Here is a 17065-nt window from a genome sequence, read left to right as displayed (position 1 = left end):
GATGTCCGAAACACTGCAAAAGACCCCGCTGCACGCCCTGCACCTGGAACTGGGTGCCCGCATGGTGCCATTCGCCGGCTTCGACATGCCGGTGCAGTACCCGCTGGGCGTGCTCAAGGAGCACCTGCATACCCGCGAACAGGCCGGCCTGTTCGACGTCTCGCACATGGGCCAGATCATCCTGCGTGGCGCCGACGCGGCCAAGGCGCTGGAGTCGCTGGTACCGGTGGACATCATCGACCTGCCTGCAGGGATGCAGCGCTATGCCATGTTCACCAACGAGCAAGGCGGCATCCTCGACGATCTGATGGTCGCCAACCTCGGTGACGACACGCTGTTCCTGGTAGTGAATGCCGCTTGCAAGGATCAGGACCTGGCGCACCTGCAGAAACACATCGGCGCACGATGCGACGTGCAACCGCTGTTCGAGGCCCGCGCTCTGCTTGCCCTGCAGGGCCCGGCTGCGGTCAAGGTGCTGGAGCGCCTGGAGCCGGAAGTGGCTGGCATGACCTTCATGCAATTCCGTGCGGTGAAACTGCTGGGCGAAGACTGTTTCGTCAGCCGCTCGGGCTACACCGGCGAAGATGGCTACGAGATCTCGGTGCCGGTCGGCGCTGCCGAAGCCCTGGCGCGTCGCCTGCTGGCCGAACCCGAGGTACAGCCTATCGGCCTCGGTGCCCGCGACTCGTTGCGCCTGGAAGCCGGCCTGTGCCTTTATGGCCACGACATGAACACCGAGACCACCCCGGTTGAAGCCAGCCTGCTGTGGGCAATTTCCAAAGTACGCCGTGCCGATGGCGCACGTGCCGCCGGCTTCCCGGGTGACGAGGCCATATTTGCCCAGCAGCGCGATGGCGTGGCGCGTAAACGTGCGGGCTTGTTGCCGCAGGAACGTACGCCAGTACGTGAAGGCGCGGATATTGTCGATGCAAACGATAAACCCGTAGGCAAAGTATGCAGCGGCGGCTTTGGGCCAACACTCGGCGCCCCTGTAGCAATGGGTTATATCGATAGTGATCTGGCTGTAATCGACACCCCACTCTTTGCCGTGGTGCGCGGCAAGAAGGTTGCCTTGAAAGTCAGCAAAATGCCTTTCGTTGCACAGCGTTACTACCGTGGTTGAAGGTAGCGCCTGAGGTGTGCGGGCAGGTGCTACATATTCGATTTCGAACCTGCCCAATAACTTTTGAACATGGCGCCAGGCCAGGCGCCACGGCGTTTCCGACAAATTTGTCGGTTATCGGCAAAAGGCGAATTTTCTATACGACCAAGGGCTTGTTTTTTTCTCGGGAGTTGGCGTAGAGTCAGTGCACTGTGTTTGCATGGGTCGCAACAGTTCGTGACCTGGGCCAGTAGCCGAGATTTGCTACAACCCGTTCGACGTCTCTTACTTTCCTGCAACCCAGCCCAGTACTCTTTCACTCATATATAACGTGAAAGAAACTGTCATCAAAATTCAAGCTTCATAGGAAATAAGACAATGGCTGAGCGTCAGAACGGTACCGTCAAGTGGTTCAATGACGAGAAAGGTTACGGTTTCATCACCCCAGAAAGCGGTCCGGATCTGTTCGTGCACTTCCGCGCCATCGAAGGCAACGGCTTCAAGAGCCTGAAAGAAGGCCAGAAGGTTACCTTCGAAGCAGTCCAAGGCCAAAAAGGCATGCAGGCTGACAAGGTTCAGGTCGCCGGCTAAGCCGCCCCGACTTCGAAGAAAAGCCCCTGCCATGTGCAGGGGCTTTTTTTTGCCCGTAGAATAGCGGCTTCGCCATTCGGAGCTGTTTTGCATGTCCAAGCCTCTGCTCTCCCCCCAGGGTGATTTCCCACCGGTCGGCCTGGGCCGACGCCTGGCGGCGATGTTCTACGACTTCCTGCTGTGCACGGCGCTGCTGATCGTCACCGCCGGGGCTTACAAGTTGATCCAGATGGCGATCATCGGCGAAGCCCGCATGCGTGAACTGACCGAAGCCGGCGCACTGGATGGTGACCCACTGCTCTCGACCGTTCTGCTGTTCGCCCTGTTCGGCTTCTTTGCCAAGTTCTGGACCCATGGCGGCCAGACCTTGGGCATGCAGGTGTGGGGCGTGCGCGTGCAGAATGCCGATGGCAGCGCGATCAGCCTGTGGCAGGCACTGCTGCGCTTCGTGGTGTCGATTGCATCCTGGCTGTGCCTGGGGCTTGGGTTCTTCTGGTCGTTGATCGACAAGCGCAAACGCGGCTGGCACGACATCTACTCTGAAACCCAGCTGGTGCGGGTGCCGAAGCAGAAAAAGTAGACGCAAAAAAGCCGACCCTGAGGTCGGCTTTTCAGCTGTTGCAGACCGTCAACCGGCCCGACGCAACAACCACACGCCAGCCAGGGCACAGATGCCCGCCGGAATCACTACCGCCAGCAGCGGCGGGAAGCCGAACACCTGGCTCGACGGGCCCAGCAGGTCCTGGCCAATGCGGAAGGCGAAGCCCACCAGCACGCCGGTGAACACGCGTTGGCCGAGGGTGACCGAACGCAGCGGGCCGAAGATGAAGGAAATTGCCATCAATACCAGTGCTGCAGTCACCAGCGGCTGCATCACCTTGGTCCAGAACGCCAGCCAGTAACGGGCGTTGTTCAGGCCCTGGTCGGACAGGTAGTGGATGTAGTCCCACAACCCGGTAATCGACAACGACTCGGGGGCCATGATCACGGTATTGAGCAGTTGCGGCGTCAGCGAAACGTCCCAGCGCTCGGTCGGCGCCTTCACCACTTCGGTGTGGTCACCGCGGAAGAACGTGGTGCTGATGTCGCTGAGCGTCCAGTGATCATCGTTGTACTGAGCGCGACGGGCAAAACTCGACGTCTGGATCTTGCGCTCGTTGTCGAAGGTGTAGCGGGTCACGCCCAGCAGCAGGCCATTGGGCTGCACCGAGTTGATGTGCACGAACTCTTCGCCCTGGCGGTGCCACATGCCATGCCTGGAGCTTTGCGCTTCACCACCGCCCTGGGCCAGGGAGCGGTCGGCCTGGGCCTTGTTCTCGGTGACCGGGGCAACGTATTCACCAACCAGCACGCCGACCAGCATCAGCACCAGCATGGGCTTCATCACCGCCCAGACGATGCGGCCGATGGAGACACCGGCAGCGCGCATGATGGTCAGCTCGCTGTTGCTGGCCAGGCTGCCGAGGCCGATCAGGCAGCCGATCAGTGCCGCCATCGGCAGCATTTCGTACAGCCGACGAGGTGCCGTAAGCAGGACGAAATTGCCCGCGTCGAGCAAGGTGTAGGTATCGCTCAGTTCACCCATCTCGTCGATGAAGGCGAACAGCGAGGCCAGGCCGAGGATGATCCCCAGCACGGCCAGAATGGCCAGCAGCACGCTCGTGCCGATATAGCGGTCGAGTTTAGCCACGGGCCACCTCCGCGCGACGAGCAGCCATTTTCAGGCGCAGCGGTTCCCAATACATCAGGGCCAGGCCGATCATCAGGAACAGGCCATGCACCCACCAGATACCCAGGCCAATCGGCAGTTTGCCCTTCTCCAGGGCGCCGCGTACGGAAATCAGCATTGTCAGGTAGGCCATGTACAGAAGAATCGCCGGCAGCAGCTTGAGGAAGCGGCCCTGGCGCGGGTTGACCTTGGCCAGCGGGACCGCCATCAGGGCCACGATGAACACCAGGATCGGCAGCGAAAGGCGCCATTGCAGCTCGGCACGCTCACGCAGGTCGCTCTTGCCGAACAGCTCAAGGGTCGGGATCGCTTCGCGATCGGTCACGTCTTCGGCAACTTCCGGCTTTGGCAGCAAGACACCATAGGTGTCGTACTTGATGGCACGGTAATCGGCCTGGCCCGGGTTACCGTCGTAGCGGTAGCCGTTCTCCAGCACCAGGTAGCGATTGCCATCGGCCTGGATTTCCTGATGGCCTTTTTCGGCGACCAGCACCGACGGCGCACGGTCCTTGGTCTTGTCCTGGTTGAAGCGCTTCTCGGAAATGAACACCCCGCCCAGCTTGACGCGGTCGTCCGACAGCTGCTCGGTGTAGGTAACCCGCGAACCGTCGCGCAAGGTCTGGAAGCGGCCCGGCACCAAGGTGTCGAACTCGGTCATGGCATCTTGCTGGGCAACGATCTTCTGCACCTGGGCCACGCCCAGTGGTGACAGGCTCAGGCTCAGCCAGGCAACCAGCAGGGCGACCACTGCCGCCGGCGCCATGGTCAGGGCCAGCAAACGCTGCTGGCTCATGCCGGTCGCCGACAGCACGGTCATTTCGCTTTCCAGGTACAGCCGGCCGTAGGCCAGGAGAATGCCGAGGAACAAACCCAACGGCAAAATCAGCTGCAGGAAACCTGGCATGCGGAAGCCCATGATCAGGAACAGCACGCTTGGGTCGAGGATGCCCTGGGCCGCCTGGGCCAGGTACTTGATGAAGCGCCCGCTCATGATGATCACCAGCAGCACGGCGCTGACGGCGCTCAAGGTCACCAGGACCTCGCGGGACAGATAACGAAAGACGATCAAACCAGACACTCCTGGGTTGTCAGGGGCGGACTGCCAAACATTGGCCTGTGACAGCCAGGACCAAAGCCGGTTCGCCTAAGGCGAACCTCCATGTAAAGTGCGCGCATTATCCTGTGATTGGCCGCGCCTGTCACTTGGCTGCGCATGAAGGCCAACATCGGGGTTGTCAGCACGCTGGCGGGAGGCTCAAACTGGCAGCTTTTCCACTGGCCTGCGGCAACGCGGCCAGGCCCGTCCAGAGCGCGAAAACGCATAGCGCCAACTGCATAGATCATTCGGGGACCCTGACATGGAACTGGTTGTAAAAAGCGTAGCTGCTGCATCGGTAAAAACCGCCACTCTGGTCGTACCGGTGGGTGAAGGGCGCAAGCTCGGGGCCGTTGCCAAGGCCGTCGACCAAGCCAGCGAAGGCGCCATCAGCGCAGTACTCAAGCGTGGCGACCTGGCCGGCAAGCCTGGCCAGACCCTGTTGCTGCAGAGCGTGCCGGGCCTGAAGGCCGAGCGCGTGCTGCTGGTCGGCAGCGGCAAGGACGATGCCCTCGGCGACCGCGCATGGCGCAAGCTGGTCGCAAGTGTGGCCGGCGTGCTCAAGAGCCTCAACGGTGGCGATGCCGTGCTGGCCCTGGACGACATCGCGGTCAACAACCGTGACGCCTACTACGGCAAGTACCGCCTGCTGGCCGAGACCCTGCTCGACGGCGAATACGTGTTCGATCGTTTCAAGAGCCAGAAGGCCGAACCGCGCGCCCTGAAGAAAGTCACCCTGCTGGCCGACAAGGCCGGCCTGGCCGAGGTCGAGCGCGCCGTCAAGCACGCCAGCGCCATTGCCACCGGCATGGCCTTCACCCGCGACCTGGGCAACCTGCCGCCTAACCTGTGCCACCCCAGCTACCTGGCCGAGCAGGCCAAGGAACTGGGCAAGGCGCACAAGGGCCTGAAGGTCGAAGTGCTGGACGAGAAAAAGATCAAGGACCTGGGCATGGGCGCGTTCTATGCCGTGGGCCAGGGCAGCGACCAGCCACCACGCCTGATCGTGCTCAACTACCAGGGCGGCAAGAAGGCCGACAAGCCGTTCGTGCTGGTCGGCAAGGGCATCACCTTCGATACCGGCGGCATCAGCCTCAAGCCAGGCGCTGGCATGGATGAGATGAAATTCGACATGTGCGGCGCCGCCAGCGTGTTCGGCACCCTGCGCGCGGTCCTCGAACTGCAGCTGCCGATCAACCTGGTGTGCCTGCTGGCCTGCGCCGAGAACATGCCGAGCGGCGGTGCCACCCGTCCGGGCGACATCGTCACCACCATGAGTGGCCAGACCGTCGAAATCCTCAACACCGACGCCGAAGGCCGCCTGGTGCTGTGCGACACCCTCACCTATGCCGAGCGCTTCAAGCCACAGGCCGTGATCGACATCGCCACCCTGACCGGCGCCTGCATTGTCGCCCTGGGCAGCCACACTTCCGGTCTCATGGGCAACAACGACGACCTGGTCGGCCAGCTGCTCGACGCCGGCAAGCGTGCCGATGACCGTGCCTGGCAGCTGCCGCTGTTCGACGAGTACCAGGAGCAACTGGACAGCCCGTTCGCTGACATGGGCAACATCGGTGGGCCCAAGGCGGGCACCATCACCGCTGGCTGCTTCCTGTCGCGTTTCGCCAAGGCCTACAACTGGGCGCACCTGGACATCGCCGGCACGGCCTGGATCAGTGGCGGCAAGGACAAGGGCGCTACCGGTCGCCCGGTCCCGCTGCTGACCCAGTACCTGCTGGACCGCGCTGGCGCCTGATGCCGTGAAGCCGGCGGTGCCCGTGGCATCGCCGGCTGGCAGAGCACACCATGAGCAAAGTCGATTTCTATATCCTGCCCACCGACTCGCTGTCGGCACGGCTGGACTTCGCCTGCAAGCTGTGCGAAAAGGCCTGGCGCCTTGGCCACCGGGTCTACCTGCACTGCCAGGACGCCGAACAACGTACCGAACTGGATCAACGCCTGTGGCGCTTCAAGGGCGAAGCCTTCGTGCCCCACGACCTGGCCGAAGAACACACGGATGCCACGGTAGCCTTGGGCCTTGCCGACGATGCTGGCGAGCACCGTGACCTGCTGATCAACCTGGGTGCCGCTGTGCCGGGGTTCGTCGGCCAGTTCGAGCGGGTTGCCGAGATCGTGGTCGAGGAGCCCGGCATTCGCCAATCGGCCCGCGAGCGGTTCCGTTTCTACCGTGAACAGGGCTATGCTCTGCAAGACCACCGCTTACAGCGACTTTAACGACGATGGACAAGCCTTCCGCCCTACCCGATTCCGCTCATCTGCTGGATGATCTGGAATCGATTCGCCAGCTGCTCGGCGATGCCGACCTGCAGCCGCCGCTGCTGACCGAAACGGTCGAGCAGATTCCCCTGTTGCTCGACGTGCCTGCCGGTAACGCGGCGCCAGCGCCTGAAGCCGAGCCCGCAGCAGCCGAACCCGAGGATGATCCGCAGACCCGCCGCCAGGACACCCTGCTGCACCTGGAGAGCGAGTTGCGCGCCGCCGCGCAGATGATCATGCAGGACGTGATCAACGACTTCACCCCGCATATCGAGAACGAGATCAAGCGCCGGCTGGATGCGCGGATCGAACGGTTGATCAAGCGTTCCGAGTAAACCCTGAGGGCGCTTTGCGCCCTTTTCGCGACACAAGGCCGCTCCTACAGGAATTCACGCTCTTCTGTCCGCTCCTGTCGCCTAAACCCTGTGCCTTCGTTATACTTTTCGGCTTTCCCGAATAAATGCACAGGGTCCCGCCGCGCATGGATAAGACCTACCAGCCGCACGCCATCGAAACTTCCTGGTACAACACCTGGGAGTCCGAAAACTATTTCGCTCCACAAGGTGCAGGCGAGTCCTACACCATCATGATCCCGCCACCGAACGTGACGGGTAGCCTGCACATGGGCCACGGCTTCAACAACGCGATCATGGACGCGCTGATCCGTTTCCGCCGCATGCAAGGCCGCGACACCCTGTGGCAGCCAGGTACCGACCACGCCGGTATCGCCACGCAGATGCTGGTCGAACGCCAGCTCGAAGCCAAGGGCCAGAACCGTCACGACCTTGGCCGCGAGAAGTTCCTGGAGAAGGTCTGGGAATGGAAGGATCAGTCAGGTGGCAACATCAGCCGCCAGATCCGTCGCCTGGGTTCGTCGGTAGACTGGAGCCGCGAGCGCTTCACCATGGACGACGGCCTGTCCGAAGCAGTCAAGGAAGCCTTCGTGCGCCTGCATGAGGACGGCCTGATCTACCGCGGCAAGCGCCTGGTCAACTGGGACACCAAGCTGCACACGGCCATCTCCGACCTCGAGGTGGAAAACCACGACGAGAAGGGCCACCTGTGGAACTTGCGCTACCCGCTTGCCGATGGCGCCAAGACCGCTGAAGGCAAGGACTATCTGGTCGTCGCCACCACCCGCCCGGAGACTTTGCTGGGTGACGCCGCCGTTGCCGTCAACCCGACCGACGAGCGCTACCAGGCCCTGATCGGCAAGTTCGTCGAACTGCCGCTGGTTGGCCGCCGCATCCCGATTATCGCCGATGACTATTGCGACCCGGAGTTCGGCACCGGCTGCGTGAAGATCACCCCTGCCCACGACTTCAATGACTACGAAGTCGGCAAGCGCCACAACCTGCCGCTGCTGAACATTTTCGACAAGAACGCCCTGGTGCTGTCCGCCGCCCAGGCCTTCAACCTCGACGGCAGCGTCAACGAGCAGGTCGATACCAGCCTGCCGGCCCAGTACGCCGGCCTCGATCGCTTCGTCGCACGCAAGCAGATCGTGGCCGACCTGGATGCCCAGGGCCTGCTGGTGAGCATCGACGATCACGCCCTGAAAGTGCCGAAAGGCGACCGTTCGGGTACCGTCATCGAGCCATGGCTGACCGACCAGTGGTACGTTTCCACCAAGCCGCTGGCAGAGCCGGCCATCGAAGCCGTGGAAGATGGCCGCATCCAGTTCGTGCCCAAGCAGTACGAGAACATGTACTTCTCCTGGATGCGCGACATCCAGGACTGGTGCATCAGCCGCCAGCTGTGGTGGGGCCACCGCATTCCGGCCTGGTACGACGAGGCCGGCCAGGTCTATGTCGGCCGCAATGAAGAAGAGGTCCGCGCCAAGCACAACCTCGGCAGCGAAGTGAAACTGCGCCAGGACGACGACGTGCTCGACACCTGGTTCAGCTCGGGCCTGTGGACCTTCTCGACCCTGGGCTGGCCGGAGCAGACCGAGTTCCTGAAGAAGTTCCACAGCACTGACGTGCTGGTCACCGGCTTCGACATCATCTTCTTCTGGGTTGCGCGCATGATCATGCTGACCATGCACCTGATCAAGAACGAGGACGGCACCCCGCAGGTTCCGTTCAAGACCGTGTACGTGCACGGCCTGGTGCGCGATGGCCAGGGCCAGAAGATGTCCAAGTCCAAGGGCAACGTGCTCGACCCGCTGGACATCGTCGACGGTATCACCCTCGATGCCCTGCTGGAGAAACGCACCAGCGGCATGATGCAGCCCAAGCTGGCCGAAAAGATCGCCAAGCAGACCAAGGCCGAGTTCCCGGAGGGCATCGCCAGCTACGGCACCGACGCCCTGCGCTTCACCTTCTGCTCGCTGGCTTCGACCGGCCGCGACATCAAGTTCGACATGGGCCGCGTCGAAGGCTACCGCAACTTCTGCAACAAGATCTGGAACGCAGCCCGCTACGTGCTGGACAAGGGCGAGGACTGCGGCCAGAACGGCGAAGCCTGCGAGCTGTCGCTGGCTGACCGCTGGATCATCTCGCAATTGCAGCGCACCGAAGCCGAAGTGACCCGCCAGCTCGAGCAGTTCCGCTTCGACCTGGCCAGCCAGGCGCTATACGAGTTCATCTGGAACCAGTATTGCGACTGGTACCTGGAGCTGTCCAAGCCGGTACTGTGGGACGAAAACGCTCCGGTCGAACGCGCCCGTGGCACCCGTCGCACCCTGGTACGCGTGCTGGAAGTGGCACTGCGCCTTGCGCATCCGTTCATGCCGTTCATCACCGAAGAAATCTGGCAGCGCATCGCGCCGCTGGCCGGTGTCGAAGGCAAGACCATCATGCTGCAACCATGGCCGGTGGCCAATGAAAGCCGCATCGATGCTGCCGCCGAAGGTGATATCGAATGGCTCAAGGAGCTGATGGTCGGCCTGCGCAACATCCGCGCGGAGATGAACATTGGCCCGGGCAAGCCACTGCCGCTGTTCCTGAAGAACGCCAACGCCGATGACCAGCGTCGCCTGCAGGAAAACGAAGCCCTGCTGAAGAAGCTGGCCAAGGTCGAATCGTTCACCGTGCTCGGCGATGCCGACGAAGCACCGCTGTCGGCCACCGCACTGGTTGGTGACTTGCAGGTGCTGGTGCCGATGGCCGGCCTGATCGACAAGGACGCCGAGCTTGCTCGCCTGAGCAAGGAAATCCAGCGTCTGCAGGGTGAAGTCCAGCGCGTCGGCGGCAAACTGTCGAACGCCGCCTTCGTCGACAAGGCACCGCCTGCGGTGATCGAGAAGGAACGCGCCAAGCTGGCCGAGTCCGAACAGGCCCTGGCCAACTTCACCGAGCAGCATGCGCGGATTGCAGCGCTGTAACAATCTGATAGACCGCTGGGGCCGCTTTGCGGCCCTTTCGCGACACAAGGCCGCTCCTACAGGGACGGTGCCGGTTGGATAGGCGCCGCTCTCCTGTAGGAGCGGCCTTGTGTCGCGAAAGGGCTGCAAGGCAGCCCCATGGCCTGCAACACCGGATCCGACCATGACCGAAAAACCCACCCTGCACCCGCGCAACCGCCACCAGGGCCGCTACGACTTCCCCAGCCTGATCAAGGCCCACCCTGACCTGGCCCGCTTCACCATCACCAACCCCCACGGCAAACCCAGCATCGACTTCGCCAACCCGGAAGCCGTGCGCGTGTTCAACCGTGCCCTGCTCAAGGCGCAATACGGCATCCAGCACTGGGACATCCCGGCCGACTACCTGTGCCCGCCAATCCCCGGCCGCGCCGACTACATCCATGTGGCCGCCGACCTGCTGGCCGAGGACAATGCCGGCGAGGTCCCCGGAGGCGCCCAGGTTCGCGTGCTGGATATCGGCGTGGGCGCCAATTGCATCTACCCGCTACTCGGCCATAGCGATTACCGTTGGCGCTTAATTGGCTCGGACATCGACCCGGTAGCGCTGGCCTCGGCCAAGGCCATCGTCCAGGCCAACGGCTTGAGCAAAGGTATCAGCCTGCGCCAGCAAGCCAACCGCAAGCACATCCTCAGCGGCCTGCTGCAAGCGGATGAACGCTTCGACCTGACCCTGTGCAACCCGCCCTTCCACGCCTCGCGTGAAGAAGCCACCCGTGGTAGCCAGCGCAAGTGGAAGAACCTTGGCAAGCAGGACCCCAAGCGCAAGTTACCGGTGCTCAACTTCGGCGGGCAGAACAACGAACTGTGGTGTGAGGGCGGCGAGATTCGCTTCGTCACCCAGCTGGTCGACGAAAGCGCGCAGTACGCACGACAGGTACTGTGGTTCACCAGCCTGGTGTCCAAAGCCAGTAACCTGCCTGGCATCGAGGCAGCGCTGAAGAAGGTCGGCGCCAAGGCCGTGCGCATCGCCGAGATGGGCCAGGGCCAGAAGCAAAGCCGCATGGTCGCCTGGAGCTTCCACGACGACAGCGCACGCCACGCCTGGCACGCCAGGCGCAAATCGCAGGCATGAAAAAACCGCGCCCGGGCAAGCCGGGCGCGGTTTCGTCAATGCGTCAAAAGATCACTTGTTGACGGCGTCGGTCAGGCCTTTGGCCGGAACGAACTTGACGACTTTCTTGGCAGCGATTTCGATGGCAGCGCCAGTCGAAGGGTTGCGACCGGTACGGGCAGGACGCTCGGAGACTTTCAGCTTGCCGATGCCTGGCAGGGTGATTTCGGCGCCGTTTTCCAGTTGGTCGGCAACGATCTGGCCCAGCTGCTCCAGCGCGTTACGAGCGGTGGTTTTTGGCGCGTCGATGGCTTCAGCGATATCGGCAATCAGTTGGTCTTTGGTCAATGCCATGGTGGTGTTCCTTCCCTATCATTCAGTAGTTATGCGGCGTGCTACGACGTTATCGGGCCAGCCCCTGTGTTCTGGAGGGCCGCGCCAATCGCGAATGTAGATACGTAAATCGGCGTTTGGTTCGACACGGCATGAGCACGCTGCCAGCAATGCGCCACATGAGGGGCGCAAGACGGCGCAAAGCTACCACAGGAATGGATAAATATCCGCTACCCGCTTCGATTTAGTGCAGGTTTTTCGGGGGTTTAAGCCGAAAACCCGTGAATTTGGACAAAAAACGAACAACCGGCATTTCCGCCAACATCCGGCCACTGCAGCGCCTGTTCTCTGGGGTAAACTGGACAACTTTTGCAGCGCGGCCTGTGGCCGCCCCAGACTCACCGAGAATTCCATGCCAATCCGTCACTGCATCGTTCACCTGATCGACAAGAAGCCCGATGGCAGCCCCGCCGTGCTCCATGCACGGGATACCGAGCTGGGCGCATCGGACGCCATCGAAAACCTCCTGGCCGACCTCAACGAAAGCTACAACGCCAAGCAAGGCAAGGCCTGGGGCTTCTTCCACGGCGAGTCCGGCGCCTACCCACTGAGCGGCTGGTTGAAACAGTACCTGGAAGACGAAAAGGACTTCACCGCGTTCAGCCGGACGGCGGTCGAGCACCTGCAGAAACTGATGGAAGAGTCCAACCTCTCCACGGGCGGCCACATCCTGTTCGCCCACTACCAGCAAGGCATGACCGACTACCTGGCCATCGCCCTGCTGCACCACAGCGAGGGCGTGGCGGTCAACGCCGAGCTGGACGTGACGCCGTCGCGCCATCTCGACCTCGGCCAGCTGCACCTGGCAGCACGCATCAACCTGTCCGAGTGGAAGAACAACCAGAACTCCAAGCAATACATCTCGTTCATCAAGGGCAAGAACGGCAAGAAGGTGTCGGATTACTTCCGCGACTTCATCGGCTGCCAGGAAGGCGTCGACGGCCCGGGCGAAACACGCACCCTGCTCAAGGCCTTCAGCGACTTCGTGGAAAGCGAGGACCTGCCGGAAGAAGCCGCCCGCGAGAAGACCCAGACCCTGGTCGAATACGCCACCACCCAGACCAAGCTGGGCGAACCGGTGACCCTGGAAGAGCTGTCGAGCCTTATCGATGAAGACCGCCCGAAGGCGTTCTACGACCACATCCGCAACAAGGACTACGGCCTGTCGCCGGAAATCCCCGCTGACAAGCGCACCCTCAACCAATTCCGCCGCTTCACCGGGCGTGCCGAAGGCCTGTCGATCAGCTTCGAAGCGCACCTGCTGGGTGACAAGGTGGAGTATGACGAGGCCGCCGGCACCCTGATCATCAAAGGCCTGCCGACCACGCTGGTGGACCAGCTCAAGCGCCGCAAGGACTGATCAGCCGGCCACATAGGAGGCCACCAGCGCCTCCTTGGCCGACTTGCGCAACTTCTTCACCAGACGTTCCTGGCGCAGCGCCTCGCCTTTGTCCGGCCACTGCTCGACATAGACCAGCGCCTGCGCCGGGCTGGTCTTGAAATAGCGGGCACCCTGGCCCTTCTGGTGGGCAGCGAAACGCCGTTGCGGGTTATCGCTGATACCGCAGTACAGCGAGCCATTGGCCGCCCGCACCAGGTACACGTACCACGGTTTGCTCTGCGGGTTTTCGGCGACTTCATTGACGATGCTCATGGCCGACAGCTTAACCGCTCATCTTGCTTGCTGGAACGCTCGCAGCCCGTTGAAAGCCTGCTGGCGCACCTTGTTCTGCAGCATCGGCGACCAACCCAGCAACACCCCTGGCGCTCCTAGCGCCTGACGCGACCAGCGCCACAGGTCGAAGCTGTCGTCGTGCTGGCAGATCAGCCCATCGCGAATGACGAAGCGCGCCTGGATATCATTGACCACGGTACGGCCAGTCTGGCTGAACAAGTAAGTGGCCACCCAGTGCGCACAGCCGCTGCGCTCATCGGCACGGACTTGGTCGAAGGTCAGCGAGAAATCCTTGGCACGGGTGGTCAGCATGCGCCACATGTCACCCGCATCACGGCCGCGCAGGGTGCCGAACACCGGGTCGCTGAAGACGATGTCGTCGCTGTAGCAGGCCACCATCGCCTCGGCGTCCAGGCGCTGGAAGGCCTGATAGAAACGAGTAATCAGGTGGCGGTTGGCGTCAGTCATGGAAGCAGGTCCGTCCTGGGAATGGAAGCTGCACGATAATCTGCACCGCTTTCTTTCGCCAGTACCGGCCTCTTCGCGGGCACGCCCGCCCACAGGGCAGGCGCAAGTCTTGAAGCCTGTGATGACCCTGTGGGAGCGGGCGTGCCCGCGAAGAGGCCTGCGAGGCCACCCTTCATGTCAAACTTTTTCGCTGGTCACCCGCACATGCAAGGCCCGCCCGGCCCCCAAGCCAAACACGATGGCCCCCACACCCAACACCGCAAAGATCCAGCCCACCGCCGCCCAGCCTCCGGTCAGGTCATGCACCAGGCCGACCGCAAACGGGCCCATGGATGCCAGCGTATAACCCACGCCCTGAGCCATGCTCGACAGGTTCGCCGCCACATGGGCATCCTTCGAGCGCAGCACGATCAACGTCAGGGCCAAGGCGAAAGTACCGCCCTGCCCCAGCCCCAGCAGCACCGCCCAACCCCACAGCCCGTCGATGGGCGCATACAGACAACCGAACAGCCCCGCCAAGGTGACCAGCATGACCATCACGATGGCCAGCCGCTGGTCCTTGCCGCGGGTCGCCAACCAGGGGGCGCCCAGCGAGCTGACCAGCTGCACGATGACCGAGCCGGACAGTACCAGGCCCGCTTCGGTCGGGCTCAGGCCACGACCAATGAGGATCGACGGCAACCAGCCAAAGACAATGTACGCCAGCGACGACTGCAGCCCCATGTACAGAGTTACCTGCCACGCCAGCGGGTCACGCCACAGCCCGCTTACCCGGTAGGCGACCTTGTGCAGGCCGTGCCCCTGGCGGGCTTGCGGTGACCAGACGAGCATGGCCAGCAGCGCCGGTAGCATCCAGAAGCCCAGGCCAAGGGCCCAGCTGCCACCGAAGTGTTGCGTCAGCGGCACGGTAGCCCCTGCCGCCATAGCCGCGCCCAGGCACAGGGCCATGGTATACACCCCGGTCAAGGTGCCCGCGTGCTGCGGGAAATCGCGCTTGACGATACCGGGCAACAGCACACCGATGATACCGATGCTGGCCCCGGCCAGAATGCTGCCGACGAATACGCCGACCGCCCCCAGGGCACTGCGCACCACGATCCCCAGCGCCAGGGTCAACAGGATGCCGAGGATCACCCGCTCGCTGCCGAAGCGGCGCGCAAGGGCGGGTGCCAGCGGTGCAAACAGCCCGAGGCAGAGCACCGGCAAGGTGGTCAGCAGGCCGGCCTCGGAGGCACTCAGGCCCAGCCCTGCAGAGACCTGCCCGAGCACTGGCGCCATGCTCGACAATGCCGGGCGCAGGTTCAATGCCACCAGCACCAGGCCCAGCAGCAACAGCCACGGGCGCTTGAGCCTCGGCGGTTGCTGTTGCACCAGGGCATCGTCGGCCTCGGCGTCGATCAGTAGTTCTTCCAGTTCACCCTCGCGGGCAGGCGCGTCTCGGGTCAATGGTTCAGCCATGGCCTTCTCGTCTTCAAGATTCAATAAGCGTCCGGCTCAGGGCCTTGGCCCGCTCCGGGTCGCGTTGTTCGATGGCGTCGAGGATCTGCCCGTGCAGGTCGAAGGTCGCCTGGCTGCGTGGCACGGTCGCCATGTTGTGTTGCAGCGCTGCGGCCACCACACCGGAAAAGTAGCGATAAAGTTCGCTCAGTGCCGGGTTGTGCGCGGCGTCGATCAGGCGTTGGTGAAACACCAGGTCGCAGCTGACATAGGCATCGACATCCCCGTGAAAATGCCCGGCACTGCCCGCCAGTGCCGCGCGCAGGCCCTGCAGGTCCTCGTCGGTACGGCGCAACGCTGCCAGGCCGATAGCCTCGGATTCGAGGATGTGCCGGGTTTCGCGGGCCTGCTCCAGCGTGCAGCGCGACATGGCCAGCACGGCCTGTAGCGGGTCGTGGCAGGTGCGCAGGTAGCTGCCGTCACCTTGGCGGATTTCCACCAGGCCGCTGAATGCCAGCACGCGCATGGCTTCACGCACGGTATTGCGGCTGATACCCAGCTGCAGTGCCAGTTCCGGCTCGGTCGGCAGACGCTGGCCGACTTGCCAGTGGCCTTGCAGGATGCGCTCACGCATGCGTTCGACCGCCAGTTCGACCAGGGAGCGCTTGGTCAATTCGCTGCTCATTTCAATTCAACCAATCATCCGATGAATTCGCAGAGCTTAATGGAACGCGTTCCAGACATCAATTCAACTGGCATTTCTACCAGTTGCCAGCCGAGGGCCTGATTGCAACGCTTGGCTGACTTCCATCAAGGCACTGTTCATGTCCATCGTCAAAGTACTGCGCCTGTCTGCGCTGATTACCGCCGGACTGCTACTCGGCCTGCTGTTCAAAGGCTGCGACGCCAGACAAGCGCCATTGCAACCCAAGACGCTCATCATCGGGATGGACGGTGTACAGCTGCAGCGCTACGAAGAACTGGGCGACGAAACCAACCTGCGGCGCCTGTTCTACGGCAAAGCCTATGCCGGAGGTGTCACCGGCCGCGCCAGCGAACAAGCGACTGACAGTGGGCCCGGCTGGATAACCCTGCTCACCGGCGTATGGGCCAACAAGCATGGAGTGACCTCAAATGCCGAATCCTTGCGGGTCAACCCGCAGTTCCCAAGCCTGTTCAAACGGCTGCGTCATGCCCTGCCAAATGCCTACCTCGCCAGTGTCGTCAACTGGTCGCCGATCAACACGGCCTTCCTGCTGGAGGACGCGCAAGGCAACAATGTACGCGAAAGCGGCCTGAGCGATGAGCAAGTAACCGCCCGGACCCTGGACATCCTCGAACACACACCAGCCGACTTCACCTTCATTCAACTCGACGAGCCAGTTGAAGCTGGCCACACCAGTGGTTTCGGCTCGGCCTACCTGTTCGCACTGCGTGAAGCCGACGACAGACTGGGGCGGCTTTTGGACAAGGTCGAGGCGCGGGCGTACAAGAATCCGCAGGAGGACTGGCTGGTGATCGTCTGCAGCAGCGACGGCAGTGATTATCAGGATTCAAGCCACGGCGAAGTGACAGAACAGGAGAAGACGGCGCTCATTGCCAGCAACAAGCCCTGGAACGAGGAATGGATCCGTCCCGGCAGTGCAGATGACACCCCGCGTCATGGCTCTGCCGCGCTGACGTCGGTCGCCCCGACTGTGCTCAGGCACATGGGGCTAGACCTGCTGCCGCAATGGGAGCTCGATGGCACGCCACTCCCAGTCGTTAGCGGTGCACGCAACGCACGGGCTACTGAAGGCGATGCCAAGGCACGGTGATCACAGAGAAAAATCACCGCGTGTCGAGAAAGTGCTGCCCCACCAGCAGGAGCGGCGCA

16 protein-coding genes and 1 pseudogene are annotated in these 17065 nt (G+C 62.6%); 10 read left to right on the top strand and 7 right to left on the bottom strand.

Features of this window, described 5'->3' with window-relative positions; all coding sequences use genetic code 11:
• The first annotated feature begins 1 nt into the window (after window position 1).
• The 3 genes from gcvT (at window position 2) to ACTORR_RS19520 (ending at window position 2273) form a co-directional block, all read left to right on the top strand.
• Window positions 2-1123 (top strand): glycine cleavage system aminomethyltransferase GcvT, encoded by a 1122-nt coding sequence (gene gcvT / locus ACTORR_RS19530; protein WP_313364787.1) that lies wholly within the window; start codon window positions 2-4, stop codon window positions 1121-1123.
• A gap of 357 nt (window positions 1124-1480) precedes the next feature.
• Window positions 1481-1693 (top strand): cold-shock protein, encoded by a 213-nt coding sequence (locus ACTORR_RS19525; protein ID WP_003257941.1) that lies wholly within the window; start codon window positions 1481-1483, stop codon window positions 1691-1693.
• 91 nt (window positions 1694-1784) lie between these two features.
• Window positions 1785-2273, top strand: a complete 489-nt coding sequence (locus ACTORR_RS19520) for an RDD family protein (RefSeq protein WP_186603609.1) — start codon at window positions 1785-1787, stop codon at window positions 2271-2273.
• 48 nt (window positions 2274-2321) lie between these two features.
• Here ACTORR_RS19520 and lptG read toward each other — a convergent pair whose 3' ends face one another.
• Both lptG and lptF read right to left on the bottom strand, forming a co-directional pair.
• On the bottom strand, window positions 2322-3383 hold the full coding sequence (lptG, locus tag ACTORR_RS19515; RefSeq protein WP_054885974.1) for an LPS export ABC transporter permease LptG: 1062 nt from the start codon (window positions 3381-3383) through the stop codon (window positions 2322-2324).
• On the bottom strand, window positions 3376-4491 hold the full coding sequence (gene lptF, locus ACTORR_RS19510) for an LPS export ABC transporter permease LptF (RefSeq protein WP_099814318.1): 1116 nt from the start codon (window positions 4489-4491) through the stop codon (window positions 3376-3378). Before lptF ends, lptG begins: the two co-directional genes overlap by 8 nt.
• Before the next feature lie 289 nt (window positions 4492-4780).
• Here lptF and ACTORR_RS19505 point away from each other — a divergent pair, with 289 nt between their 5' ends.
• From ACTORR_RS19505 to rlmF, 5 genes are all read left to right on the top strand, one after another.
• A complete protein-coding gene (locus ACTORR_RS19505; RefSeq protein ID WP_099814317.1) occupies window positions 4781-6274 on the top strand; it encodes a leucyl aminopeptidase in 1494 nt (497 codons plus the stop codon).
• A gap of 50 nt (window positions 6275-6324) precedes the next feature.
• Window positions 6325-6753 carry a DNA polymerase III subunit chi gene (locus ACTORR_RS19500; protein WP_054885971.1) on the top strand — a complete coding sequence of 143 codons (429 nt, stop codon included), beginning with the start codon at window positions 6325-6327 and terminating at the stop codon, window positions 6751-6753.
• 5 nt (window positions 6754-6758) lie between these two features.
• Window positions 6759-7130 (top strand): hypothetical protein, encoded by a 372-nt coding sequence (locus ACTORR_RS19495; protein ID WP_054885970.1) that lies wholly within the window; start codon window positions 6759-6761, stop codon window positions 7128-7130.
• 146 nt (window positions 7131-7276) lie between these two features.
• Entirely contained in the window at window positions 7277-10123 is a 2847-nt protein-coding gene (locus tag ACTORR_RS19490) for a valine--tRNA ligase (protein ID WP_313364788.1), read from the top strand.
• Between the two features lie 163 nt (window positions 10124-10286).
• A complete protein-coding gene (rlmF, locus tag ACTORR_RS19485; protein ID WP_313365939.1) occupies window positions 10287-11237 on the top strand; it encodes a 23S rRNA (adenine(1618)-N(6))-methyltransferase RlmF in 951 nt (316 codons plus the stop codon).
• A 51-nt stretch (window positions 11238-11288) separates the two neighbouring features.
• Here the strand turns inward: rlmF and ACTORR_RS19480 are convergent, their stop codons facing one another.
• Window positions 11289-11570 (bottom strand): HU family DNA-binding protein, encoded by a 282-nt coding sequence (locus ACTORR_RS19480; protein WP_027920195.1) that lies wholly within the window; start codon window positions 11568-11570, stop codon window positions 11289-11291.
• A gap of 391 nt (window positions 11571-11961) precedes the next feature.
• Here ACTORR_RS19480 and yejK point away from each other — a divergent pair, with 391 nt between their 5' ends.
• A complete protein-coding gene (gene yejK / locus ACTORR_RS19475) occupies window positions 11962-12969 on the top strand; it encodes a nucleoid-associated protein YejK (protein WP_054885967.1) in 1008 nt (335 codons plus the stop codon).
• Here yejK and ACTORR_RS19470 read toward each other — a convergent pair whose 3' ends face one another.
• From ACTORR_RS19470 to ACTORR_RS19455, 4 genes are all read right to left on the bottom strand, one after another.
• The gene (locus tag ACTORR_RS19470) at window positions 12970-13263 is read right to left on the bottom strand and encodes a GIY-YIG nuclease family protein (RefSeq protein ID WP_054885966.1); all 294 of its coding nucleotides are present in this window, start codon (window positions 13261-13263) and stop codon (window positions 12970-12972) included.
• Between the two features lie 18 nt (window positions 13264-13281).
• Window positions 13282-13752 carry a nuclear transport factor 2 family protein gene (locus ACTORR_RS19465; protein ID WP_054885965.1) on the bottom strand — a complete coding sequence of 157 codons (471 nt, stop codon included), beginning with the start codon at window positions 13750-13752 and terminating at the stop codon, window positions 13282-13284.
• Between the two features lie 177 nt (window positions 13753-13929).
• Window positions 13930-15210: a CynX/NimT family MFS transporter gene (locus tag ACTORR_RS19460; RefSeq protein ID WP_313365943.1), complete on the bottom strand. Its 1281-nt coding sequence runs from the start codon at window positions 15208-15210 to the stop codon at window positions 13930-13932.
• Between the two features lie 13 nt (window positions 15211-15223).
• On the bottom strand, window positions 15224-15874 hold the full coding sequence (locus ACTORR_RS19455; protein ID WP_313365942.1) for a FadR/GntR family transcriptional regulator: 651 nt from the start codon (window positions 15872-15874) through the stop codon (window positions 15224-15226).
• Between the two features lie 157 nt (window positions 15875-16031).
• Here ACTORR_RS19455 and ACTORR_RS19450 point away from each other — a divergent pair.
• A pseudogene (locus tag ACTORR_RS19450) lies at window positions 16032-17003 on the top strand (alkaline phosphatase family protein); the annotation flags it as partial.
• Window positions 17004-17065: the final 62 nt, after the last annotated feature.

This window comes from Pseudomonas sp. SAR267, from assembly GCF_052077595.1.
In the GTDB taxonomy this organism is placed as follows: Bacteria; Pseudomonadota; Gammaproteobacteria; order Pseudomonadales; family Pseudomonadaceae; genus Aquipseudomonas; species Aquipseudomonas vlassakiae.
Note: the sequence above shows the minus strand (reverse complement) of the source record. Positions and strands in the feature narration are given on the sequence as shown.